Source organism: Streptomyces sp. NPDC031274 (genome assembly GCF_055570235.1).
The window spans coordinates 296751-320633 of record NZ_JBVIHP010000003.1; the positions used below are offsets into that span (position 1 = coordinate 296751).

General features: G+C 70.1%; 16 protein-coding genes. 11 read left to right on the top strand and 5 right to left on the bottom strand.

From position 1 onward, the window contains the following. Nucleotides 1–280: 280 nt before the first annotated feature. Together lepA and ACZ5CR_RS06860 are read left to right on the top strand one after the other, a co-directional pair. Nucleotides 281–2152, top strand: coding sequence for a translation elongation factor 4 (gene lepA, locus ACZ5CR_RS06855; protein ID WP_468854310.1), 1872 nt, complete (start codon nucleotides 281–283; stop codon nucleotides 2150–2152). A gap of 218 nt (nucleotides 2153–2370) precedes the next feature. Continuing rightward, a complete protein-coding gene (locus ACZ5CR_RS06860; protein WP_468854312.1) occupies nucleotides 2371–4260 on the top strand; it encodes an AMP-dependent synthetase/ligase in 1890 nt (629 codons plus the stop codon). A gap of 50 nt (nucleotides 4261–4310) precedes the next feature. On the opposite strand, the gene ACZ5CR_RS06865 is transcribed toward ACZ5CR_RS06860, so the two are convergent. Both ACZ5CR_RS06865 and ACZ5CR_RS06870 read right to left on the bottom strand, forming a co-directional pair. Beyond that, nucleotides 4311–4895 carry a response regulator gene (locus ACZ5CR_RS06865; RefSeq protein WP_468854314.1) on the bottom strand — a complete coding sequence of 195 codons (585 nt, stop codon included), beginning with the start codon at nucleotides 4893–4895 and terminating at the stop codon, nucleotides 4311–4313. A gap of 12 nt (nucleotides 4896–4907) precedes the next feature. Further along, on the bottom strand, nucleotides 4908–8999 hold the full coding sequence (locus ACZ5CR_RS06870; protein WP_468854800.1) for a HAMP domain-containing protein: 4092 nt from the start codon (nucleotides 8997–8999) through the stop codon (nucleotides 4908–4910). A gap of 261 nt (nucleotides 9000–9260) precedes the next feature. Here ACZ5CR_RS06870 and ACZ5CR_RS06875 point away from each other — a divergent pair, with 261 nt between their 5' ends. Both ACZ5CR_RS06875 and hemW read left to right on the top strand, forming a co-directional pair. Next, the gene (locus ACZ5CR_RS06875; protein ID WP_468854316.1) at nucleotides 9261–11198 is read left to right on the top strand and encodes a SpoIIE family protein phosphatase; all 1938 of its coding nucleotides are present in this window, start codon (nucleotides 9261–9263) and stop codon (nucleotides 11196–11198) included. Between the two features lie 223 nt (nucleotides 11199–11421). Beyond that, nucleotides 11422–12654: a radical SAM family heme chaperone HemW gene (gene hemW, locus ACZ5CR_RS06880; protein ID WP_468854319.1), complete on the top strand. Its 1233-nt coding sequence runs from the start codon at nucleotides 11422–11424 to the stop codon at nucleotides 12652–12654. A gap of 204 nt (nucleotides 12655–12858) precedes the next feature. Here hemW and ACZ5CR_RS06885 read toward each other — a convergent pair whose 3' ends face one another. Beyond that, a complete protein-coding gene (locus tag ACZ5CR_RS06885) occupies nucleotides 12859–13740 on the bottom strand; it encodes a DUF3097 domain-containing protein (RefSeq protein ID WP_468854321.1) in 882 nt (293 codons plus the stop codon). Between the two features lie 34 nt (nucleotides 13741–13774). After that, on the bottom strand, nucleotides 13775–14518 hold the full coding sequence (locus ACZ5CR_RS06890; protein WP_468854324.1) for an MBL fold metallo-hydrolase: 744 nt from the start codon (nucleotides 14516–14518) through the stop codon (nucleotides 13775–13777). Between the two features lie 201 nt (nucleotides 14519–14719). Between ACZ5CR_RS06890 and hrcA the strand changes: the two genes are divergently transcribed. The 5 genes from hrcA to ACZ5CR_RS06915 all read left to right on the top strand — a co-directional run bounded on the left by hrcA (nucleotide 14720) and on the right by ACZ5CR_RS06915 (nucleotide 19320). Beyond that, complete coding sequence (gene hrcA / locus ACZ5CR_RS06895) at nucleotides 14720–15736, top strand: heat-inducible transcriptional repressor HrcA (RefSeq protein WP_249589973.1); 1017 nt, start codon at nucleotides 14720–14722, stop codon at nucleotides 15734–15736. Then, the gene (gene dnaJ / locus ACZ5CR_RS06900) at nucleotides 15737–16873 is read left to right on the top strand and encodes a molecular chaperone DnaJ (protein WP_389907261.1); all 1137 of its coding nucleotides are present in this window, start codon (nucleotides 15737–15739) and stop codon (nucleotides 16871–16873) included. Nucleotides 16874–17056: 183 nt separating this feature from the next. Next, nucleotides 17057–18154, top strand: coding sequence for a nitronate monooxygenase (locus ACZ5CR_RS06905; RefSeq protein WP_468854325.1), 1098 nt, complete (start codon nucleotides 17057–17059; stop codon nucleotides 18152–18154). After that, nucleotides 18151–18900: a 16S rRNA (uracil(1498)-N(3))-methyltransferase gene (locus tag ACZ5CR_RS06910; RefSeq protein ID WP_468854327.1), complete on the top strand. Its 750-nt coding sequence runs from the start codon at nucleotides 18151–18153 to the stop codon at nucleotides 18898–18900. The genes ACZ5CR_RS06905 and ACZ5CR_RS06910 overlap by 4 nt, the downstream gene beginning before the upstream one ends. Nucleotides 18901–18927: 27 nt before the next feature. After that, on the top strand, nucleotides 18928–19320 hold the full coding sequence (locus tag ACZ5CR_RS06915; protein WP_468854328.1) for a VOC family protein: 393 nt from the start codon (nucleotides 18928–18930) through the stop codon (nucleotides 19318–19320). Here the strand turns inward: ACZ5CR_RS06915 and ACZ5CR_RS06920 are convergent. Further along, nucleotides 19262–19705: a hypothetical protein gene (locus tag ACZ5CR_RS06920; protein WP_468854330.1), complete on the bottom strand. Its 444-nt coding sequence runs from the start codon at nucleotides 19703–19705 to the stop codon at nucleotides 19262–19264. The genes ACZ5CR_RS06915 and ACZ5CR_RS06920 overlap by 59 nt on opposite strands. 128 nt (nucleotides 19706–19833) lie before the next feature. Between ACZ5CR_RS06920 and ACZ5CR_RS06925 the strand changes: the two genes are divergently transcribed. Continuing rightward, a complete protein-coding gene (locus ACZ5CR_RS06925) occupies nucleotides 19834–20514 on the top strand; it encodes a hypothetical protein (protein ID WP_468854332.1) in 681 nt (226 codons plus the stop codon). Between the two features lie 96 nt (nucleotides 20515–20610). Then, nucleotides 20611–23835 carry a S41 family peptidase gene (locus ACZ5CR_RS06930; RefSeq protein WP_468854802.1) on the top strand — a complete coding sequence of 1075 codons (3225 nt, stop codon included), beginning with the start codon at nucleotides 20611–20613 and terminating at the stop codon, nucleotides 23833–23835. Nucleotides 23836–23883 lie beyond the last annotated feature (48 nt).

Sequence of the window (23883 nt, forward strand, 5' to 3'; positions counted from 1 at the left end):
GACCGCGAGACCCATAGGTCGAGAGACCCATGAGCCCAGTAAGTCCAGGAGACACAGCTGCCCAGATTACCAGTCGCTCCACGACCGACCCAATCCGGTCTCGTCCCGGTCCGGTCCTGGGCTTGCCCCGGTCTCCTCCTGGGCTTGTCCTGGGCTCGTCCCGGGCACGTCCCCCACCCTGACCTGCCCGATCCGGGCCCAGTGCCCCACCCGTGGGACCATGGAATCTACGTATAGATCCGACCCGAGGCGACAGGCGCCTCAAGAGACAGGACCCTGCGTGCCCGCGACCCCTAAAAATGTGCCCGCGCCGAGCCGTACCGACCCGGCTCTGATCCGTAATTTCTGCATCATCGCGCACATCGACCACGGCAAGTCCACGCTCGCCGACCGCATGCTCCAGCTGACCGGTGTGGTCGACCAGCGGCAGATGCGCGCCCAGTACCTCGACCGCATGGACATCGAGCGTGAGCGCGGCATCACGATCAAGTCCCAGGCGGTCCGTCTGCCCTGGGCCCCCTCGGAGGGCCCCGAGAAGGGCACGACCCACATCCTCAACATGATCGACACCCCGGGGCACGTGGACTTCACGTACGAGGTGTCGCGCTCGCTCGCGGCGTGCGAGGGCACGATCCTCCTCGTCGACGCGGCGCAGGGCATCGAGGCGCAGACTCTCGCCAACCTCTACCTGGCGATGGAGAACGACCTCAAGATCGTTCCGGTGCTCAACAAGATCGACCTGCCGGCCGCCCAGCCGGAGAAGTTCTCGGAGGAGCTCGCCAACCTCATCGGCTGCGACCCCGAAGACGTGCTGAAGGTCTCCGCGAAGACCGGCATGGGCGTCGAGGCGCTGCTCGACAAGGTCGTCGCTGAGGTTCCGCCGCCGGTCGGCGTCGCCGACGCGCCCGCCCGCGCGATGATCTTCGACTCGGTGTACGACTCCTACCGGGGCGTCGTGACGTACGTACGAGTCGTCGACGGCCAGCTCAACAAGCGTGAGCGGATCCGGATGATGTCCACCGGCGCCACGCACGAGCTGCTCGAGATCGGTGTGTCGTCCCCCGAGATGACCCCGGCCGACGGCATCGGCGTCGGTGAGGTGGGCTACATCATCACCGGCGTGAAGGACGTACGTCAGTCCAAGGTCGGTGACACGATCACCTCCCTGAACAAGGGCGCGACCGAGGCCCTCGGCGGTTACAAGGACCCGAAGCCGATGGTCTTCTCGGGTCTCTATCCGCTGGACGGCTCGGAGTACCCGGACCTGCGCGAGGCCCTCGACAAGCTGCAGCTCAACGACGCCGCCCTTGTCTACGAGCCGGAGACATCGGCCGCGCTCGGCTTCGGCTTCCGCGTCGGCTTCCTGGGGCTTCTGCACCTCGACGTGATCCGTGAGCGCCTCGAGCGCGAGTTCGGGCTCGACCTGATCGCCACCGCCCCCAACGTGGTCTACCGCGTGGACATGGAGGACGGGACCGAGCACACGGTCACCAACCCGAGCGAGTTCCCCGAGGGCAAGATCGACAAGGTCTACGAGCCTGTCGTACGCGCCACTCTCCTCGCGCCCAGCGAGTTCATCGGCTCGATCATGGAGCTCTGCCAGACCCGCCGCGGCACCCTCCTCGGCATGGACTACCTCTCCGAGGACCGGGTGGAGATCCGCTACACCCTCCCCCTCGCCGAGATCGTCTTCGACTTCTTCGACCAGCTGAAGTCCAAGACCCGTGGTTACGCGTCCCTGGACTACGAGCCCACCGGCGAGCAGTCCGCCGACCTGGTGAAGGTCGACATCCTGCTGCACGGCGACCGCGTCGACGCGTTCTCCGCCGTCACGCACAAGGACGCCGCGTACGCGTACGGCGTGCGCCTGGTGGCCAAGCTGCGGGAGCTCATCCCGCGGCAGGCCTTCGAAATCCCCGTCCAGGCCGCCATCGGCTCCCGGGTCATCTCCCGCGAGACCATCCGCGCCATCCGCAAGGACGTGCTCGCCAAGTGCTACGGCGGTGACATCTCCCGTAAGCGCAAGCTGCTCGAGAAGCAGAAGGAGGGCAAGAAGCGCATGAAGATGGTCGGCTCCGTCGAGGTGCCGCAGGAAGCCTTCATCGCGGTGCTCTCCAGCGACGACAGTGGTCCGGGCAAGGCGAAGAAGTAACTCTGGCCCCGTCCGGCACGGGCGGCACAGAGGCATCTCAGTGGGTCCGTCGCGCTCTTGCGCGGCGGACCCGTTCTTGTATGAAGTGACAGGCAGAAGCCCCTTACGCGCTGGGCTTCAGCGCTCTACTCTGATCACTGCTCGTAGGTTACTCGCAAGTTAAACAAGACCAGCAGCCGCCAGCCAGTCGCCGCCATGTCGCGGGTCCGGAGGATGTCGTGAGCGACACACAGACCTTGATCGAGAACCGTCCGCCGTCCGTGGCGCATCTCTTCCTTGAGCGCGTGGCGGCCACGCCCGATGCAGAGGCCTACCGCTACCCAGTGCCGGCGGCCTCGGGCGAGGGCCCCGACGAATGGAAGTCACTCAGCTGGGCGCAGGCCGCCGAGCGCGTCTACGCCATCGCCGCGGGCCTGATCGAGCTCGGCCTCGCCCCCGAGGACCGGGTGGCGCTCGCCTCGTCCACGCGGGTCGAGTGGATCCTCGCCGACCTCGGCATCCTCTGCGCGGGCGCGGCCACCACCACGGTGTATCCGCAGACCAACGCCGAGGAGTCCACCTACATCCTGGCGGACTCCGGCAGCCGGGTCCTCATCGCGGAGAACGCCGCGCAGCTCGCCAAGGCGCGCGAGAAGCGCGCCGAGCTGCCCGATCTTCGGCACGTCGTGGTGATCGACACCGAGGGCGCGGGGCCCGCCGACGGCGACCCCGAAGGCTGGGTGCTGACGCTCGCCGATCTGGAGGCGCGCGGCGCCGCCCATCTGGAGAAGAACCCCGAGGCCGTCAAGGAGCGGATCGCGGCGATCACCAAGGACCAGCTCGCCACGATCATCTACACCTCCGGCACCACGGGCCGCCCCAAGGGCGTGCGCCTGCCGCAGGACAACTGGTCGTACATGGCCAAGGCCATCGCGTCGACCGGTCTGCTCGGCCCGGACGACGTGCAGTACCTGTGGCTGCCGCTCGCACACGTCTTCGGCAAGGTGCTGACCTCGGGGCAGATCGAGCTGGGGCACGTCACCGCGGTCGACGGCCGCGTCGACAAGATCATCGAGAACCTTCCGGTGGTGCAGCCGACGTACATGGCCGCGGTGCCGCGCATCTTCGAGAAGGTCTACAACGGGGTCGCGGCCAAGGCGCGGGCCGGTGGCGGCGCCAAGTACAAGATCTTCCTGTGGGCGGCCGACGTCTCCCGCGAGTACGCGAAGGTCAGCCAGGACAACTTCCGCAGGACCGGCTCCGCGTCCGTGCCCTTCGGGCTCGGCGCCAAGCACAAGGTCGCCGACGCGCTCGTCTACTCCAAGCTGCGGGAGGCCTTCGGCGGACGTCTGCGCGCCGCCGTCTCCGGGTCGGCCGCGCTCGCACCCGACATCGGCTACTTCTTCGCCGGCGCGGGCATCCACATTCTGGAGGGCTACGGACTCACCGAGTCCTCCGCCGCGTCCTTCGTCAACCCCGGTGAGGCCTACCGCACCGGCACCGTCGGCAAGCCGCTGCCCGGCACGGAGGTCCGGATCGCGGACGACGGCGAGATCCTGCTGCGCGGCCCCGGCATCATGGAGGGCTACCACGGCCTCGACGAGAAGACGGCCGAGGTCCTCGAGTCCGACGGGTGGTTCCACACCGGGGACATCGGTGAGCTGTCCGAGGACGGCTACCTGAGGATCACCGACCGCAAGAAGGACCTGATCAAGACGTCCGGCGGCAAGTACATCGCGCCCGCCGAGGTCGAGGGCCAGTTCAAGGCCGTCTGCCCGTACGTCTCCAACATCCTGGTGCACGGCGCCGACCGGAACTTCTGCACCGCTCTGATCGCGCTCGACGAGCCGGCCATCCTGGCCTGGGCCAAGGAGAACGGCCTGGACGGCAAGAGCTACGCCGACGTGGTCTCCGCGCCGGTGACGGTCGAGCTCATCGAGGGCTATGTGAAGCAGCTCAACGAAGGCCTGCAGCGCTGGCAGACCGTCAAGAAGTTCAAGCTGCTGCCCCGCGACCTGGACATCGAGCACGGCGAACTGACGCCCAGCCTGAAGCTGAAGCGCCCGGTCGTCGAGCGGGAGTACCAGCACCTGATCGACGAGATGTACGCGGGCTCCCGCGAGGCCTGAGCCTCAACCCCTGTACGCGGGCGCGGTGTCCGACCCCCAGGCCAGACGGGTCAGGCGCCCCGCCCGCGCCACATCTCGTTCACCAGGTCCTCCATGTGTGTCACGTGGTGGCGCAGTTCGAGTACGTCGCCCAGGCTGCTCGCGGCCATGTGCGCCTCGATCGCCGAGAGACGAGCCGCCAGCTCGGCGAACTGCTGCTGCTCGCGGGCCAGGATCTTCTCCAACTGCTGGTTCTTGCGGTGCAGTTCGAGGAAGACGGTGACCTTGGAGCGCAGTACCCAGGGGTCGAACGGTTTGGTGAGGTAGTCCGCGGCGCCCGTCGCGTAGCCCCGAAAGGCGTAGCCCGCGTCGTTGTCGGTGCCCGTCAGGAAGATGATGGGCACGTCCTTGGTCTGGTCGAGCCGCTTGATGTTCGACGCGGTCTCGAAGCCGTCCATCCCCGGCATGCGTACGTCCAGGAGGATCACGGCGAATCGCTGCCGCAGGAGGGCCTTCATCGCCTCCTCGCCCGAACGTGCGCGCACCAGTGGTTCGTTGAGTGAACCCAGGACAGCCTCGAGCGCCATCAGGTTGTCCTCCATGTCATCGACAAGAAGGATGCTCGCGCGGTTGTCGGTCATGACCTCAGAGCTCATGGTGATGGTGCCTCATTCGATCGTCGGCGGAACAGCAGCCTCCCCGAGAGCGTCTGCTGGTTCCGGAACAACGGGTTTCTCTTCAGCGGTGGGTGTGTCCAGCTCGTCCGTGTCATTGCTCTCGGGGGCAAGGAGTGCACAGGCGACGGTGAGCAGCTGGTCCACATCCACAGGTTTGGGTACGTAGTCGCTGGCGCCTTGTTCGATGGCCTTCTCGCGGTCGCCGGGCATTGCCTTGGCGGTCAGCGCGATGATGGGAAGGCCGGTCCAGCGTGGGGTGCGGCGGATCGCGGTGATGGTTTCGTACCCGTCCATCTCCGGCATCATGATGTCCATCAGGATCAGGTCGGTGTCGGGGTTGCGCTCCAGGGTCTCGATTCCTTCGCGGCCGTTCTCCGCGTAGAGGACGGGCATGCCGACGCGGCTCAGTACATGGGTGAGCGCGAAGACGTTGCGGATGTCGTCGTCCACGATCAGGACGCGGCGCCCACGCAATATGCGGCCGGCCGCGCCTTCCCTGTACTCCTCCAGCTTGGTGGGTGTCGGCCAGCTGTCGTTCTGTTCGTGGAAGGTGTGCGGGGACATGGTGACCCGCTCGTCGTGCGGCTCCGGCGTCGTCAGTTCCCTGGTCGCCGCGTACGCCGCCGCCGCGGGCCCGTGTCCGGGGTGCACCACGGGGACGTACAGCGAGAAGGTGGAGCCCTGGCCCGGGCTGCTCTCCGCGGTGATGCGGCCGCCGAGGAGTCCGGCGATCTCGCGGCTGATGGAGAGGCCGAGACCGGTGCCGCCGTACTTCCGGTTGGTGGTGCCGTCGGCCTGCTGGAACGCCTCGAAGATGGCCGGGAGCTGGTCGACCGGGATGCCGATGCCGGTGTCCTTGACGGCGAAACAGAGCCGGTCGCCCTCGTGGAGCCGGTCACTCGTGTGCTTGACCCGGCTCACGCGCAGCTCGACGCGGCCGGTCGCGGTGAACTTGACCGCGTTCGACAGGAGGTTGCGCAGGATCTGCTGGAGCCGCTGCTCGTCCGAGAACATCTCGCGCGGTACGTCCTCGCCGACCGACACCTCGAAGGCGAGCCCGCGGTCGAGGGTGAGCGGACGGAACGTCGCGTGGACGTAGTCGAGGACCTTGATCAGGGGGAGCTTCTTGGGGCGTACGTCCATCCGGCCCGCCTCGATCTTCGACAAGTCCAGGATGTCGTTGATGAGTTGGAGGAGGTCGGAGCCCGAGCGGTGGATCGTGGTCGCGAACTGCACTTCCTGGTCGGAGAGATGGCTGTCGGGATTGTCGGAGAGCAGTCGGGCAAGGATGAGCAGGGAGTTCAGCGGTGTGCGCAGCTCGTGCGACATGTTCGCCAGGAACTCCGACTTGTACTGGGAGGACGTGGCGAGCAGGGCCGCCTTCTCCTCAAGCTCGGCGTTCGAGCGCTGCAACTCCGCCTGCTGGAGCTGGAGTTCGTCTGAGCGGTCCTGGAGCTGGGTGGCGAGCCGCTGGGACTCGCTGAGCAGTGATTCCGTACGGGAGTTGGCGATGATCGTGTTGATCGCGACGCCGATCGTGCTCACGAACTGGTCGAAGAACGCGAGGTGCACGTCCGAGAAGCGGGAGAACGTGGCCAGCTCGATCACGCCGAGCAGCTTGTCCTCGAAGAGGATGGGGATGATCACCAGGCTGGCCGGTGCCGCGTCCCCGAGTCCCGAAATGATCTTGATGTAGTCGGGCGGCACCTCGTCCACGAGGATCCGCTTCTTCTCCAGGGCGGCCTGCCGCACCAGGCCGTGCGCGGGCATCGCGCCCGTGTCGACGACCGAGCCCTGCGCGGAGCCGTACCCGGCGATGAAGGCGAGCCCCTTGACGGGGGGAGCCTGCAGCGTCGCGGTCTCTCCCGCGTCCGGGTCGGCCAGGAAGAAGGCGCCGTACTGCGCGTTCACCAGCGGGGTCAGCTCGCGCAGGATCAGGTCCGCGACCTCCATCAGGTCACGGTGGCCCTGCATCAGACCCGCGAGACGGGCGAGGTTTGACTCCAGCCAGTCCTTGGCGCGGGTGGTCTCGCGGAGGTTGGAGACCATGACGTTGATGTTGTTCTTGAGTTCGGAGACCTCGCCGCGGGTCTCGACGGTGATGGAGCGGGTCATGTCGCCCTGGGCCACGGCGGACGCGACCTCGGCGATCGCGCGGACCTGCGTGGTGAGGTTCAGGGCGAGCTCGTTCACGTTCGTCGTCAGGCGCTTCCACGTGCCGTAGACGCCCTCGACCCTTGCCTGGCCGCCCAGTTGACCCTCGGAACCGACCTCGCGGGCCACTCGGGTGACCTCGGAGGAGAAGGAGGAGAGCGTGTCCACCATGGTGTTGATGGTGGTCTTCAGCTCCAGGATCTCGCCGCGCGCGTCCACGTCGATCTTCTTGGAGAGGTCGCCCTGGGCCACCGCCGTCGCGACCTGCGCGATGTTGCGGACCTGTCCCGTGAGGTTGTCGGCCATGTAGTTGACGTTGTCGGTGAGGTCCTTCCACACGCCCGACACACCGAGCACCTGGGCCCGCCCGCCGAGCCGCCCGTCGGTGCCCACCTCGCGGGCCACGCGGGTCACCTCGTCCGCGAAGGCACGCAGCTGCTCCACCATCGTGTTGACGGTGTCCTTCAGCTCCAGGATCTCGCCGCGCGCCGTCACCGTGATCATCTTGGACAGGTCGCCGTTGGCGACGGCCGTGGTGACCTGGGCGATGTTGCGCACCTGAGAGGTGAGGTTCAGCGCCATGAAGTTGACGTTGTCGGTGAGGTCCTTCCACACGCCGGAGACGCCGCGCACCTGGGCCTGACCGCCGAGGTTGCCTTCGGTGCCGACCTCGCGGGCCACGCGGGTGACCTCGTCGGCGAAGGCGGAGAGCTGGTCCACCATCGTGTTGATGGTCGACTTCAGTTCGAGGATCTCGCCCTTCGCCTCGACCGTGATCTTCTTGCCGAGGTCTCCCTGGGCGACGGCCGTCGACACGAGGGCGATGTTGCGCACCTGAGAGGTGAGGTTGTCGGCCATGAAGTTGACGTTGTCCGTGAGGTCCTTCCAGACCCCGGACACACCCCGCACCTGAGCACGGCCGCCCAGATTGCCTTCGGTGCCGACCTCGCGGGCCACGCGGGTGACCTCGTCCGCGAAGGCCGAGAGCTGGTCCACCATCGTGTTCACCGTCGACTTCAGCTCCAGGATCTCGCCCCGGGCGTCGACGGTGATCTTCTGGCTCAGGTCGCCGTTGGCGACGGCCGTGGTGACCTGGGCGATGTTGCGCACCTGAGAGGTGAGGTTCGACGCCATGAAGTTGACGTTGTCGGTGAGGTCCTTCCAGACCCCCGACACCCCACGGGCCTGCGCCCGGCCGCCCAACTGGCCCTCGGTGCCGACCTCTCGGGCGACACGCGTCACTTCGGCCGCGAACGCCGAGAGCTGTTCGACCATCGTGTTGACGGTCAACTTCAGTTCGAGCAGCTCTCCCGTCGCCTCGACGGTCACTGTCCGTGTCAGGTCACCCTGCGCGACCGCCGTCGTCACCAAGGCGATATCGCGCACCTGTGCGGTGAGCCGGGAGGCCATCGTGTTCACGGCCTCCGTCACGTCACGCCAACTGCCCGAGAGACCGCGCACCTTGGCCCGCCCGCCGAGCCGCCCCTCCGTGCCGACCTCACGGGCGACGCGGGTGACCTCGCCCGTGAAGAGCGAGAGCTGGTCGACCATCGTGTTCACCGCACGGCCCAGGCGCCGCAGATCGCCCCGCAGCTCGCGGGAGCCGTCGTGCAGGTCCACGCGCTGGGTGAGGTCGCCGCCCGCGACCGCGTTCAGGACGCGGGTGGCGTTGGCCGCGGGGGCGACAAGCGAGTTGAGCAGGGAGTTGATGTCCTGGACGCGCGTGGCCCAGCTGCCCTGCCCCGGGCTCGCGGAGAACCGCTCGTCGAGATGGCCGAGACGGATGATCTCCCGGCGCACGCGGGCGAGTTCGACGTCGAAGTGGAGGGAGCGGTCCAGCATTTCGTTGAACACGGTGTGCAGCTCGGCCGTCAGGCCGTGGCCGGTCACCGCGACTTTCGTGAAGTCGCCGTCCCGCGCCGCCCGCATGGCGGCCAGGAGCGGGCGCAGGTCGGAGATCACTTCCGGGGCATGCTCCGGGGATGCTGAGGCCTCGTCCGGAGGGAGACCGGGAGTCGGCGAAAGTATGGGTTTCTGTGCCGGAATCCGACCGGAATCGGGCGCGGGCATAGCACTGTTCTCACTCATAGCGGCCCACTTCGGTAACTCGGTGCTTATGGGCATGGCCAGTCTGTCACTCTGTCGGTGTCGGCTGAGGCGTATTCGACCGAACTGCTCAGGAGCCGAAACGTGGGGTCCATTCCGATGCAACCGGAGACCACTTTCCGTGTGTCCGTCCAGCCGGGGCGCGAGCCCGGCCCGCCCGCCGTGGTGTGCACATCACTGCCCGGAAACCCGTCGGCGCCCGCCACCGCACGCAAGTTCGTGCGCGCGGCGCTCGCGGACTGGACCGAGCTGTCCGTCCCCGCGGCGGCGGGCATAACGGAGCGTGTCACGGACGACGCCGTGCTGCTGGTCAGCGAACTCGTCACGAACGCCGTCGTGCACGCGGGCACGACGGTCGAGCTGCTGTGCCGGCTCGACGAGGCGGGCCTGGGGGAGGAGACCGACACCCTGGTCATCGAGGTCTCCGACCACCACCCCGCCCGCGCGGTCCGCAGCGACCCCAAGCACCAGCTGCCGGAAACACCCGAGTACGGCAGGGGCCTTCAGCTCGTCGCGGCCCTCTCCGACTCCTGGGGCATCACCTACCGCACCGGCACCAAGGCCGTCTGGGCCCGCCTTCCGGTCGGGGGTGCGCAGGCCATACAGGAGATCGAGTCGTACGCGACCGAACAGGCCATACAGCGCGGGCTGCGCGGCATGGAGATCCTCGCGCCGCTGCCGAAGCGGATCGCGCACGAGACGGAGTGGGTCAACCGCGGCGCGCTCACCTTCCTCGCCGAGGCGTCCGACCTGCTCGCCGGGCAGTTCGACGAGGAACTGGTGGCCGCTCTCGTCGGGCAGCTCCTCGTGCCGCGGCTCGCGGACTGGTGCGCGGTGTGGCTCGACGACGAATCGGAGGCCGCGCCGCGCGGCGCCGAGGGCGGCGGTACGTCGGCACGGCTCGCCCGCGTCTGGCACGCCAGCGAGCAGCGCATGGAGGAACTGCGCCGCAGCCTGGAGAAGGATCCGCCCCGGCTGCCCGAATCGGCAGGAACCGGCGCCGTCCCCGTGCCGTGGCCCGGCGGGGCGATGGCCGATGAGGTACCGGCCGCCGAGGCGCCCGGCACGGCCCTGGCCTACCGGCTCATGGCGGGCGGAGGTTCGCTGGGCACGCTCGTCATCGGGCGGGCCGGGGAGATGCGCTTCGCCGACGAAGTCACGGGCCTCGTCGAGGACTTCAGCCGCCGCGTCGCGCTCGCCATCAGCGCGGCCCGCCGCTACCAGCGGCAGGCCACCATCAGTCAGGTCCTGCAACGCGGCCTGCTGCCCAGCTCCGTCGCGGACATCCCCGGGATGCACAGCGCCGTGGTGTACGAGCCGCGCGACAAGGGCGGTCCCGGCGGCGACTTCTACGACGTGTTCCAGGCGGGCAAGAACCGCTGGTGCTTCGCGCTCGGCGACGTACAGGGCAAGGGCGTCGAAGCGGCCGTCGTGATCGGCCTCGCCCGGCCGTGGCTGCGGCTGCTCGCCCGCGAGGGATACGAGGTCGCGGACGTCCTCGACCGCCTCAACCAGCTCCTCCTCGACGACGCGACGGAGGCGGCGGACGCGGCGGCTGCGGTGATCGCGGTCGCGGGCGGCCAGAGCCCGCCGGCCGACGGGCCCACATCCCGCTTCCTCTCCCTGCTCTACGGCGAGCTCGTGCCCATGGACGGCGGCGGCGTCCGCTGCACGGTGGCGAGCGCCGGACATCCGCTGCCGCTCCTCCTCTCCCCGGACGGCACGGTCCAGGCCGCTGCCACGCCCCAGCTGCTGCTCGGGGTCGTCGACGACGCGAGGTACACCAGCGAAACGTTCGAGCTCTGGGCGGGCGACACAATGCTCTGCGTCACGGACGGGGTGACGGAGCGCCGGGCCGGCCGGGAGATGTTCGACGACGGCGACGGCCTGACCACGGCGCTCGCGGGCTGCGCGGGCCTGGACGCGGTTCTGGTGGCGGAACGGATCAAGAGGATGGTGTACGAGTTCTCGGAGAGGCCGCTGGACGACGATATGGCGGTCCTTGTGTTGCAGGCGCAGTGATCTCGCCGCTCGGCGCAGGGGACGGGCGAGCTGTCCTGTACGGCTGCGTTCCCCGGTGGCGTCCCCCGGGGAACGCAGCCTCCGAGAAGCCGTTGGACGACACCACGACTGTGCTGGTGTCCGTGCTGGGGTCGCAGGCGCGCAGTAGCGGCTCTGGTGGCTCCGGCACCCGTGGTTCCGTGCGCGGCGTCGGGTTGCCCGGCGGTGCGGGACAATCGAAGGTATGCCTTCCGCACTGCCCGATGGTGAGCCCATGCCCGAGGACGGCGCGCTGCCCGCGTCCGCCCTGCAGGGAGCGGGGGCCCGTCCGCTCGGCTTCTACCTCCACGTCCCGTACTGCGCCACGCGCTGCGGCTACTGCGACTTCAACACGTACACGGCGACCGAGCTGCGCGGCTCCGGCGGCGTGCTCGCCTCACGCGACAACTACGCGGACACCCTGATCGACGAGGTGCGGCTCGCGCGCAAGACCCTGGGCGACGACCCGCGCCCGGTGCAGACGGTCTTCGTCGGAGGCGGTACGCCGACGCTCCTCGCCGCAGCCGACCTGGTCCGCATGCTGGGTGCGGTGCGGGATGAGTTCGGGCTCGCGGACGACGCGGAGATCACCACCGAGGCGAACCCCGAGTCCGTCGACCCGGCGTACCTGAGCGAGCTGCGGGCCGGGGGATTCAACCGCGTCTCCTTCGGGATGCAGAGCGCGAAGCAGCACGTACTGAAGGTGCTCGACCGTACGCACACGCCCGGGCGGCCCGAGGAATGCGTGGCGGAGGCGCGGGCGGCGGGATTCGAGCACGTCAACCTGGACCTCATCTACGGCACACCGGGCGAGACGGACGACGACTGGCGGGCCACCCTCGACGCCGCGATCGGCGCCGGACCCGACCACGTCAGCGCCTACGCCCTGATCGTCGAGGAGGGCACGCAGCTGGCGCGGCGGATCCGGCGCGGGGAGGTGCCGATGACGGACGACGACGTCCACGCGGACCGGTATCTGATCGCCGAGGAGGTGCTCGGGGGCGCGGGATTCTCCTGGTACGAGGTGTCCAACTGGGCCACCTCCGAGGCCGGGCGCTGCCTGCACAACGAGTTGTACTGGCGGGGCGCCGACTGGTGGGGCGCCGGGCCGGGGGCCCACAGCCATGTGGGGGGTGTGCGGTGGTGGAACGTGAAGCATCCCGGGGCCTACGCCGGGGCGCTTGCCTCGGGGCGGTCGCCCGGGGCCGGGCGGGAGATTCTCGCCGATGAGGATCGGCGGGTGGAGCGGATCCTGCTGGAGCTGCGGCTGCTGGAGGGGTGTCCTTTGGGTCTGCTGCGGCCTGCGGGGCTCGCGGCTGCGGGGCGGGCCCTTTCGGACGGCCTCTTGCAGGCCGGGCCCTACGAGGAGGGGCGTGCGGTGTTGACGCTGCGGGGGCGGTTGCTGGCGGATGCGGTGGTGCGGGACCTGGTGGACTGAGGTCAGGGCGTCCCTGCGGGGCTTTCCCCGATCCCGCCCCTTCCCGAAAATTCCGGCTCCGCCGCCTCGGGCGCACCGTCATCACCGGCTCCGCCGAGTTCGTCCTCAAACGCCGGACGGGCTGAAAGACCCTCGGCGGGCCGGTGGGTAAGTGCGAGGCAATCGAGTGGGCGGCCGGTAAAGGATCTGCCGCGCAGCGGCAGGCTAGGCCTCTGCCCCGGTGACGAAGTCGATCAGTTCCTCCACGCGGCCCAGGAGCGCAGGCTCAAGATCCCGGTAGCTGCGCACCGAGCCCAGGATCCGCTGCCACGCCGCCCCCGTGTTCAGCGGCCACCCGAGCGCCTCGCAGACGCCCGTCTTCCAGTCCTGGCCGCGCGGGACCCGGGGCCACGCCTCGATCCCCACCGACGACGGCTTCACCGCCTCCCACACGTCGATATAGGGGTGCCCCACCACAAGGGCCGAGGAAGAACTCACCTCCGCCGCGATCCTCGACTCCTTGGAGCCGGGTACCAGGTGGTCCACCAGGACGCCGAGGCGCGCGTCGGGGCCGGGGGAGAACTCCGTGACGATCGCGGGGAGGTCGTCGATGCCTTCCAGGTACTCGACGACCACGCCCTCGATGCGCAGGTCGTCGCCCCACACCCGCTCGACGAGTTCCGCGTCGTGCCGCCCCTCGACGTAGATCCGACCGGCACGGGCGACCCGGGCCCGCGCTCCCGGTACGGCCACCGAACCGGACGCGGTGCGTGTGGGACGTACGGGAGGAGCGGTCGCCGACGGGCGGACGAGCGTGACCGTCCGGCCCTCCAGGTCGAAGCCCCCGGGAGTCATCGGGAAGACCCGCTGCTTGCCGAAGCGGTCCTCCAGGGTCACCGTCGGACCCTCCGCCGTCTTCTCGCAGCGGATCACCGCTCCGCAGAAGCCGGTGCTCAGCTCCTCCACCACGAGGTCCGCCTCCGCGGCGACCTCCGGCACGGGCTTCGGCTTCTTCCATGGCGGCGTGAGGTCAGGGGAGTACAGACGGCGCTGCGGGCCCGCAGGGCCCTCGCTGGAAGGGTGCTGGCGGGAGACGGGTGGGAGCATTCGCACGACGATAAGAGAAAGGGCGTGGGGCTGGCTACGACACGCCGAAGCGGGCCGCCAGTGTGGCGCGTTGCGCGCGGACAAAAGCCGCATCGACCACCGCACCGTGCCCCGGCACGTACAGGGCGTCATCGCCGCCCAGGTCGAGCAGCCGGTCGAGCGCCGCCGGCCACCGCTGCGGCACCGCGTCGTCGCCCGCCTGCGGTTCGCCCGACTCCTCGACCAGGTCGCCGCAGAAGACGATCTCCTCAGAGCCGTCCGCGCCGGTGACCAGGACCGCCAGGTCGTGGCCCGTGTGACCCGGGCCGACGTTCGCGAGCAGCACCCGCACCCCGCCGCCCAGGTCGAGCGTCCACTCCCCGCACACCGAGTGGTGCGGCCGGACGAGCAGGTCGGCGGCCTCCGCGGCGGCGTCCGGGGGGACCCCGTGCCGGACCGCCGACGCACGCAGCTCGTCGCGGCCGCCCGCGAGGACCGTGTCGATGCCGACCGCGCCGTACACCTCCACGCCCGCGAACGCCGCCGCGCCGAGCACGTGGTCGAAGTGCGGGTGCGTCAGGGCGAGGTGGGTGACCCGGCGTCCCCCGCCGAGAATGCCGCGCGCCTGCGTGCGCAGCTCCGCCCCCTCGCGCAGGGTCGCCCCCGCCTCGATCATCAGCGCCGATTCGCCGCCGACCACGAGACCCGCCGTGCAGTCCCAGATCGGCAGGCGCCGCCGCCCCACGTGCGGCGCGAGCCGCTCCCAGCCCGCCTCGTCCCATGCCAGTGCCACGTTCATAAGCCGACGCTAGCCCCGTACGGGCGCCTTGGCAGCCGCTGCCTTGCCGGTTGAACCGACATAGGGGGTCCGGCCCTTGCCGGGGTCGTACCTCGCGGCCGTACACTGGGCCCGACAATGGCTGGCACTCACCCGAGGGGAGTGCCAGGCGGGTCACAGGGCAGTAGAGGTTCCAGGGCAAAAAGGTGGAGGTGTGCGCGGATGCTCAATGAACGCAGGCTCGAAGTGCTGCGCGCCATCGTCCACGACTATGTCGGTACCGAGGAGCCCGTCGGCTCTAAGGCGCTCACCGAGCGGCACAGCCTCGGGGTCTCCCCGGCCACCGTCCGCAACGACATGGCGGCACTGGAGGAGGAAGGGTTCATCGCCCAGCCTCATACGAGTGCGGGGCGCATCCCGACCGACAAGGGGTACCGCCTCTTCGTCGACCGGCTCGCGGGCGTCAAGCCGATGGCGGCGCCGGAGCGCAGGGCCATCCAGAACTTCCTCGACGGCGCCGTCGACCTCGACGACGTCGTGGCGCGCACGGTGCGGCTGCTCGCGCAGCTGACCCGGCAGGTCGCGGTCGTGCAGTACCCGTCGCTCACGCGGTCGACGGTGCGGCACGTGGAGCTGCTCTCACTGGCTCCCGCCCGCCTGATGCTCGTCCTGATCACGGACACGGGCCGGGTCGAGCAGCGCATGATCGACTGTCCCGCCCCGTTCGGCGAGACCTCGCTCGCGGATCTGCGGGCGCGGCTCAACAGCAGGGTCGCGGGCCGTCGCTTCGCGGACGTGCCGCAGCTGGTGCAGGACATGACGGAGTCCTTCGACGCGGAGGACAGGGGCACGGTGGCGACGGTGCTCTCCACGCTCCTCGAAACCCTCGTCGAGGAGACCGAGGAACGGCTGATGATCGGCGGAACGGCCAATCTCACCCGCTTCGGACATGATTTTCCCCTCACCATCAGGCCAGTGCTTGAGGCCCTTGAGGAGCAGGTCGTTCTGCTCAAGTTGCTTGGCGAGGCCACAGATTCGGGCATGACCGTACGGATCGGTCATGAGAACGCCCATGAGGGACTCAGCTCTACGTCCGTGGTCTCCGTCGGCTACGGTTCGGGCAGCGAGGCAGTAGCCAAACTCGGCGTGGTCGGCCCGACCCGCATGGACTATCCGGGAACGATGGGAGCAGTACGCGCAGTGGCACGTTACGTCGGACAGATCCTGGCGGAGTCGTAAGTGGCCACGGACTACTACGCCGTACTAGGCGTGCGCCGCGACGCTTCCCAGGACGAGATCAAGAAGGCCTTCCGGAGGCTGGCGCGTGAGCTTCACCCGGATGTGAATCCGGATCCGAAGACTCAGGAGCGCTTCAAGGAGATCAACGCCGCGTACGAGGTGTTGTCGGACCCGCAGAAGAAGCAGGTCTACGACCTCGGCGGTGACCCGCTGTCCCAGGCGGGCGGCGGCGGTGCGGGCGGTTTCGGAGCCGGTGGCTTCGGCAACTTCTCGGACATCATGGACGCGTTCTTCGGGACGGCGTCGCAGCGTGGCCCCCGGTCGCGCACGCGCCGTGGCCAGGACGCCATGATCCGGCTCGAGATCGACCTGGACGAGGCGGCCTTCGGGACCACCAAGGACATACAGGTCGACACGGCGGTCGTCTGTACGACCTGCAGCGGTGAAGGCGCCGCACCGGGAACGTCCGCTCAGACGTGTGACATGTGCCGCGGTCGCGGTGAGGTGTCGCAGGTCACGCGGTCCTTCCTCGGTCAGGTCATGACGTCGCGGCCGTGCCCGCAGTGTCAGGGCTTCGGCACGGTCGTGCCCACCCCGTGCCCGGAGTGCGCCGGCGACGGCCGCATCCGGTCGCGGCGGACGCTCACCGTGAAGATCCCCGCCGGTGTCGACAACGGCACGCGGATCCAGCTCGCGGGTGAGGGTGAGGTCGGCCCCGGCGGCGGCCCCGCCGGTGACCTGTACGTGGAGATCCACGAGCTGCCGCACGCCGTGTTCCAGCGGCGCGGGGACGACCTGCACTGCACGGTCACCATCCCCATGACGGCCGCGGCTCTGGGCACCAAGGTGCCCCTGGAGACGCTGGACGGCATGGAGGAGGTCGACATCCGGCCGGGCACGCAGTCCGGCCAGTCGGTGCCGCTGCACGGCAGGGGCATCACGCACCTGCGGGGCGGCGGGCGAGGTGACCTCATCGTGCACGTCGAGGTCCTCACGCCGAGCAAGCTGGACGCGGAGCAGGAGCGGGTCCTTCGGGAGCTTGCCGTGCTGCGGGGCGAGGAGCGGCCCACGGGGCAGTTCCAGCCGGGGCAGCAGGGGTTGTTCTCGCGCTTGAAGGATGCGTTCAACGGGCGGTAGCGCCTGGAGCGGTGTCTTTTCTGTGCCCCCGGTCGCGGATGTTCGCGCCGGGGGCACTTGCCGTTTTCGTCCGCGGGCCGTCTTGGGTTGCTCGCGCAGTTCCCCGCGCCCCTCACAGGGCGCCCCGGGGCCCGGTGCAAGGCGCGATTCGGACGGTTGCCCGGGGCATGGCACGATGCGTTCATGTCCTCCGCGCTGACCGATCTCTGCCGCCATCCGATCGTGCAGGCCCCTATGGCGGGCGGCGCTTCGTGCCCCCAGCTCGCCGCGGCCGTATCCGAGGCCGGGGGGCTCGGTTATCTCGCCGCCGGGTACAAAACCGCCGACGGGATGTACCAGGAGATCAAACAGTTGCGCGGGCTCACGAGCAGGCCCTTCGGCGTGAACCTCTTCATGCCGCAGCCCGAGTACGCCGATGCCGCCGCCGTCGACGTCTACCGCAACCAGCTCGCCGGTGAGGCCACCTGGTACGAGACGCAGCTCGGCGATCCGGACAGCGGCCGTGACGACAACTACGACGCCAAGCTCGCGATCCTCATCGAGGACCCGGTGCCGCTGGTGTCGTTCACCTTCGGGTGCCCCACCCGCGACGTCTTCGACTCCTTCGCGCGGGTCGGCACGATCACCGTCGCCACCGTCACCACGCCCGAAGAGGCACAGACCGCCCAGTGGTCCGGCGCCGACGCCGTGTGCGTGCAGGGCATCGAGGCGGGCGGCCACCAGGGCACGCACCGCGACAACCCCGAGACGGACGGCGCCGGGCTCGGCCTCCTCTCGCTCATCGCGCAGGTGTGTGACACCGTGCAGATCCCGATCGTCGCGGCCGGTGGCCTGATGCGCGGCTCGCAGATCGCCGCGGTGCTCGCGGCGGGCGCCGACGCGGCGCAGCTCGGCACGGCCTTCCTGGTCTGCCCCGAGTCGGGCGCGAACGTCCTGCACAAGCAGGCCATGACCAACCCGCTGTTCACCCGGACCGAACTGACCCGCGCCTTCTCCGGCCGCCCCGCACGCGGCCTGGTCAACCGCTTCATGCGCGAGCACGGCCGGTACGCCCCCGCCGCCTACCCGCAGATCCACCACCTCACCAGCGGCCTGCGCAAGGCCGCTGCCAAGGCCGGTGACGCACAGGGCATGGCGCTGTGGGCCGGGCAGGGACACCGCATGGCGCGAGAGCTCGAAGCCGGGCAGCTCGTGGAGGTCCTCGCGGCCGAACTGGACGAGGCGAAGGCCGCGTTGGCGTCCGGAGGGCAGCAGGGAACTCAGTCCGGGGGCCAGGCGTGACCGCGCCCGTCTTCGTCGTCGAGACCTTCGAGAACACTGCCGCGGGCGGCGACGGTCGCTACGTACTCGATGGTCCCGAAGGGCGTCACGCCGTGTCGGTGAAGCGGCTGCACGCCGGTGAGGACGTCGTCCTGACCGACGGGGCGGGACGCTGGGCGGACTGCGTGGTCGTCGACACCGAGGGCAAGGACCGGCTGATCCTGCGGATGGCCCCCGTGCGGGAGGAGGCGCCCCAGGAGCCCCGGATCACCGTCGTGCAGGCGCTGCCCAAGGGCGACCGCGGCGAACTCGCCGTCGAGACCATGACGGAGACCGGCGTCGACCGGATCGTGCCCTGGTCCGCGTCCCGCTGCATCACGCAGTGGAAGGGCGAGCGCGGGCTCAAGGCGCTCGGCAAGTGGCGCGCGACGGCACGTGAGGCGGGCAAGCAGTCCCGCCGCGTGCGCTTCCCCGAGGTCGCTCAGGCCGCGTCGACCAAGCAGGTGGCGGCGCTGCTCGCCGCGGCCGACTTCGCCGCGGTCCTGCACGAGGAGGGCAGCGAGCCCCTCGCCACTGCGGATCTTCCGGCGGCCGGACACATCGTCCTGGTGGTCGGCCCCGAGGGCGGCGTGTCCCCGGACGAGCTCGCGGCGTTCGCGGAAGCGGGCGCGAAGCCGTACCGCCTGGGGCGTAGCGTGTTGCGTACGTCGACCGCGGGGACGGCGGCGTCCGCACTGCTCCTGGGGCGCACGGGCCGCTGGTCCTGAAACCCCGGCCCCAACAAGGGAGTTGTCGTGGAACTGGCCCAAGTGCGTCTGCTCGTCACGGACTTCAGTGCCTGCTATCACTTCTACGCCGACATCCTCGGCCTCAAGCCGCAGTCCGGGGCGGTGGAGGGACCGTACGAGAAATTCAGCCCGTCGACCGGCTCCGCGGGGATCGCGCTCCAGGACCGCTCGATGATGGCCCGCCTCCTCGACGAGCTGGAGGAGTCGGCGACCGGCCACCGCTCACTCGTGGTGCTGCGGGTCGACGACCTCGACGCGTACTGCGCGGGGATCGTCGAACGCGGCGGAACCATCGCCCAGGGCCCCGCGCCGCTGACGGACCGCATGCGGGTGGCCCATCTCAAGGACCCGGAAGGGAACTTGGTGGAGTTGCAGGAGTGGCTGCTGCTTCGCGGCTGAGGGCGCCGTCGAACAGGGCCCACCCGTCAAGCTCGTGCGTCGATCCGTCGGCGCCTCGCGGCAGCGGTCCGCGCGCCACCACCTCGTCGATGAGGAGGCGCACGGCCCCGGGCTCGTACAGGTTGAGCCACTTCTGGTCGACGCCATTCGCGCGCATGTCCACGAGCGAGCCGTGCACCCAGTGGCCCTCGGAGATGACGCGCCCGGGCCCTTCCCTGAAGACGATCGCCGTACGGAAGCGGCTGCCCTCGCGGTACAGGGTCAGGATGTGACGGCAGTCCGCGCCGCCCGGGCCTGCGGCGCTGTCGTGGCGGTGCCGGAACGACCACAGGTAGGCGGTGCGGTCGTCGACGACAAGACGCCGGAGCCTGCGGTCGTTTCTCATGCGGGGAGGGTACGGGCGGGGGCAGGCGTCCGGCGCGTTCTTTTCCCCGGCGGCACGCGTTCCACGGCGTCCGGAGTGGACGCAAAGGCGACTATCGTCAGGCCGCTCGCCCTGGCACTCTGCCGCCTATGGGGGCATTGAGGCGCATACGTGATCGTGCGGTGGACGTACGAGGACCACGCCGACGGCGCCGACGGGTGCTGTACGCCGTCGGGTTCGCCGGGGCGGCGGCGATCGGGGTCGCCGCGTGCGAGCCCGCCGACGGGGGCACGAACACCGCTGCCGTCGCGGTCACCACCGACCAGATGGCGACGCAGGAGCTGGAGCGGCAGCATCTCGACGTGCTGTGGATCAGCTGCACCGCCCGCTACAAGGACAGGGTCACACCGTCCAGCGGCGAGTCGGACAAGAATGCCGACATCACCGTCGACTGCCAGGGGCAGGCCAGGGACGGGAAAGGTTCCAGCGACACCAGCAGCATCACCGTCAAGGGAACGGTGTGGTCCGTCGTCGACGGACACTGCGTGCGCGGGAGCCTGACCGCCAAGGTCGAGGACAAGGTGTGGTTCCGCGTCGACGTGCTCGGCGACTGCTCCGGAGGCGACGACGGGAGCGACAACGGCGACAACGGCGACAACGGAGGAGGCAACGGCGGTTGGGACGACGGCGGCGACCACAACGGCGATCAAGGCAGTGACAAGCCGGACCAGCCGGATCAGCCGTCCACGGCGACCGTCACGGTGACCGCCACGCCCGATCCGCCGGCGCGGGAGCCCGATCCGACGTGCTCGTGCTTCAAGGGCAAATGAACCGTGCCGGCTCGACCCCGCTCGACCGCGTGAACAGGCAAGTGATCCAAAACGCTGACCGGCTCCGCCGCGGCTGCCTAGGCTGGCATTGTGACACTGACTGGGCACTCTGCGTATCTCCGGTTTCCGCATCTGCGCGGCGAGTTGGTCGCCTTCACGGCTGAGGACGACGTCTGGGTCGCGCCCCTCGACGGCGGTCGGGCGTGGCGCGTCAGCGCCGACAACATGCCCGTGAACCACCCCCGCATCTCCCCGGACGGGACGACCGTCGCCTGGACGTCCACCCGTGACGGCGCCCCCGAGGTGCATGTCGCGCCGGTCGACGGCGGTTCCTCCAGGCGCCTCACCTACTGGGGGAGTTCGCGTACGTCGGTGCGGGGCTGGACCCCGGCCGGACAGGTCCTCGCGGTCAGCACGTACGGCAAGGCCTCGCTGCGCCGCAGCTGGGCGCGGGCCGTGCCGCTGGACGGCGGTCCCGCGGACACCCTGCCGTACGGCATCGTGGGCGACGTCGCGCACGGCCCCGAGGACGGCCAGGTCCTGCTGCTCTCCGCGCCGATGGGCCGCGAGGCAGCCTGGTGGAAGCGGTACCGGGGCGGTACGGCGGGCAAGCTCTGGATCCGGCGCGAGGCGTCGGGCGTCGGTGGCGAGGCCCGCTTCGTGCGCGTCCATGAAGAGCTCGACGGGAACATCGAGTACCCGCTGTGGGTGGGGGAGCGGATCGCCTTCCTCTCCGACCACGAAGGCGTCGGCGCCGTCTACTCCTCACTGCCCGACGGCTCCGACCTGCGTCGGCACACCGCTGTCGACGGCTTCTACGCCCGGCACGCCGCGACCGACGGCACGCGGGTCGTGTACATGTCGGCGGGTGAGCTCTGGCTCATCGACGACCTGACGGACGCCGAGCCGCGCCGCGTCGACATCCGCCTCGGCGGCCAGCGCACCGACCTCCAGCCGTTCCCCGTGAGCGCGGCGCGCTGGTTCGGTGCCGCGGCCCCCGACCACACGGGGCGGGGCAGCGCCGTCTCCGTGCGCGGCGGCGTGCACTGGGTGACCCACCGGGAGGGGCCCGCCCGCGCGCTCGCCGTCGAGCACGGGGTGCGTGCGCGGCTGCCGCGGACGTTCCGCGTCGACGGTGAGGAACACGTCGTCTGGGTGACGGACGCGGAGGGCGACGACGCGCTCCAGTTCGCGCCCGCCACGGGGCTCTCGCCGGGGGCGACGCCGCGCAGGATCGCCGCCGGACAGCTGGGCAGGGTGCTCGGGCTCGCCATGGCGCCCGACGGCAGCAGGGCCGCCGTCGCCTCGCACGACGGGCGGGTGCTGCTCGTGGAGCGGGAGAGCGGGGAGGTGCGCGAGGTCGACCGTGGGGAGCACGGCGATGCCACCGGGCTCGTCTTCTCGCCGGACTCGGCCTGGCTCGCGTGGTCGCATCCGGGGCCACGGCCGCTGCGGCAGCTGAAACTGGCGAACACGGCTGACCTCTCCGTCTCCGAGGCGACGCCGCTGCGGTTCCGCGACTACGCGCCCGCGTTCACCCTCGACGGCAAGCACCTGGCGTTCCTGTCCGCGCGGGCCTTCGACCCCGTCTACGACGAGCACGTCTTCGACCTGGCCTTCGTCGGCGGATCGCGGCCGTACCTGATCACGTTGGCGGCGACCACACCGTCGCCCTTCGGGCCGCAGCGGCACGGACGCCCCTTCGAGGCACCCGACAAGGACGAGACCCCGGACAGCGAGGGCTCGCCCGTCACGCGCATCGACCTGGACGGGCTCGCGGACCGCATCGTGCCGTTCCCGGTCGAGGCCGCCCGCTACTCGACCCTGCGGGCCGCCAAGGACGGCGTCCTGTGGCTGCGGCACCCCGTGCGGGGCGTCCTGGGCGCCTCCCGCGCGACCCCGTCGGACCCCGACCCGCAGACCGAGCTCGAACGCTACGACCTCGTCCAGCAGCGCATCGAGGAACTGTCCTCGGACGTCGACCACTTCGCCGTCAGCGGTGACGGCAAGCGGGTGCTGCTCTGGGCCGACGGGAAACTGAAGGTCGTACCGAGCGACCGGCGCGCGTCCGGTGACGAGAGCTCCGACTCCAACATCACCGTGGACCTCACACGGGTCAGACAGACGGTCGATCCGGCCGCGGAGTGGCGCCAGATGTACGACGAGGCCGGGCGGTTGATGCGGGACAACTTCTGGCGGCCCGACCTGGGCGGGGTCGACTGGGACGGCGTACTCGACCGCTACCGTCCGGTGCTCGACCGGCTGGCCACGCACGACGACCTCGTGGACCTGCTGTGGGAGGTCGCCGGAGAGCTGGGGACATCGCACGCGTACGTGATCGGGGGCGGGGCCTGGGCAAGCTCGTCCGTACGGCAGGGTCTGCTCGGCGCGGACATCTCGCGGGGCGCGGACGGGGCGTGGCGGATCGACCGGGTCCTGCCCTCCGAGACGTCGGACCCGTCCGCCCGCTCGCCCCTCGCCGCGCCCGGGGTCGCCGTGCGGGCCGGGGACGCGTTGCTGGCGGTCGCGGGACGGCCGGTCGATCCGGTGACGGGGCCGGGGCCGTTGCTGGTGGGTACGGCGGGGAAGCCGGTGGAGTTGACGGTGTCGCCCGCGGGCGGCGGCGATCCGCGCCACGCGGTGGTGATCCCGGTGGATGACGAGGAGCCGCTGCGCTACCACGCCTGGGTGGTGGACCGGCGTGCGTACGTCCACGAACGGTCCGGCGGACGGCTCGGGTATCTGCACGTGCCGGACATGCAGGCGCCCGGGTGGGCGCAGATCCACCGGGACCTGCGGGTGGAGGTGGCGCGGGACGGGCTCGTGGTGGACGTGCGCGAGAACCGCGGCGGGCACGCGTCACAGCTGGTGGTGGAGAAACTCGCCCGGAAGATCGTGGGCTGGGACCTGCCGAGGGGCTCGCAGCCCTTCAGCTACCCGGCGGACGCGCCTCGGGGCCCTGTCGTCGCTGTCGCCAACGAGTTCTCCGGTTCCGACGGGGACATCGTGAACGCGGCGATCAAGGCGCTGGGGATCGGGCCCGTGGTGGGGACGCGGACGTGGGGCGGGGTGATCGGGATCGACAGCCGGTACCGCCTGGTGGACGGGACGCTGGTGACGCAGCCGAAGTACGCGTTCTGGCTGGAGGGGTATGGGTGGGGCGTCGAGAACTACGGCGTGGACCCGGACGTGGAGGTGGTGACGACCCCGGAGGACTACGCGTCGGGCCGCGACCCCCAACTGGACGAGGCGATCCGCCTGGCGCTGGCGGCACTGGAGGCTGCGCCACCCAAGACAGCACCGGAGCTGCCGGGGGGCTGAGGGGGCGGGTGTGGGTGTGGGTCTGGTTGCCGGGTGCGGGTGCGTCTG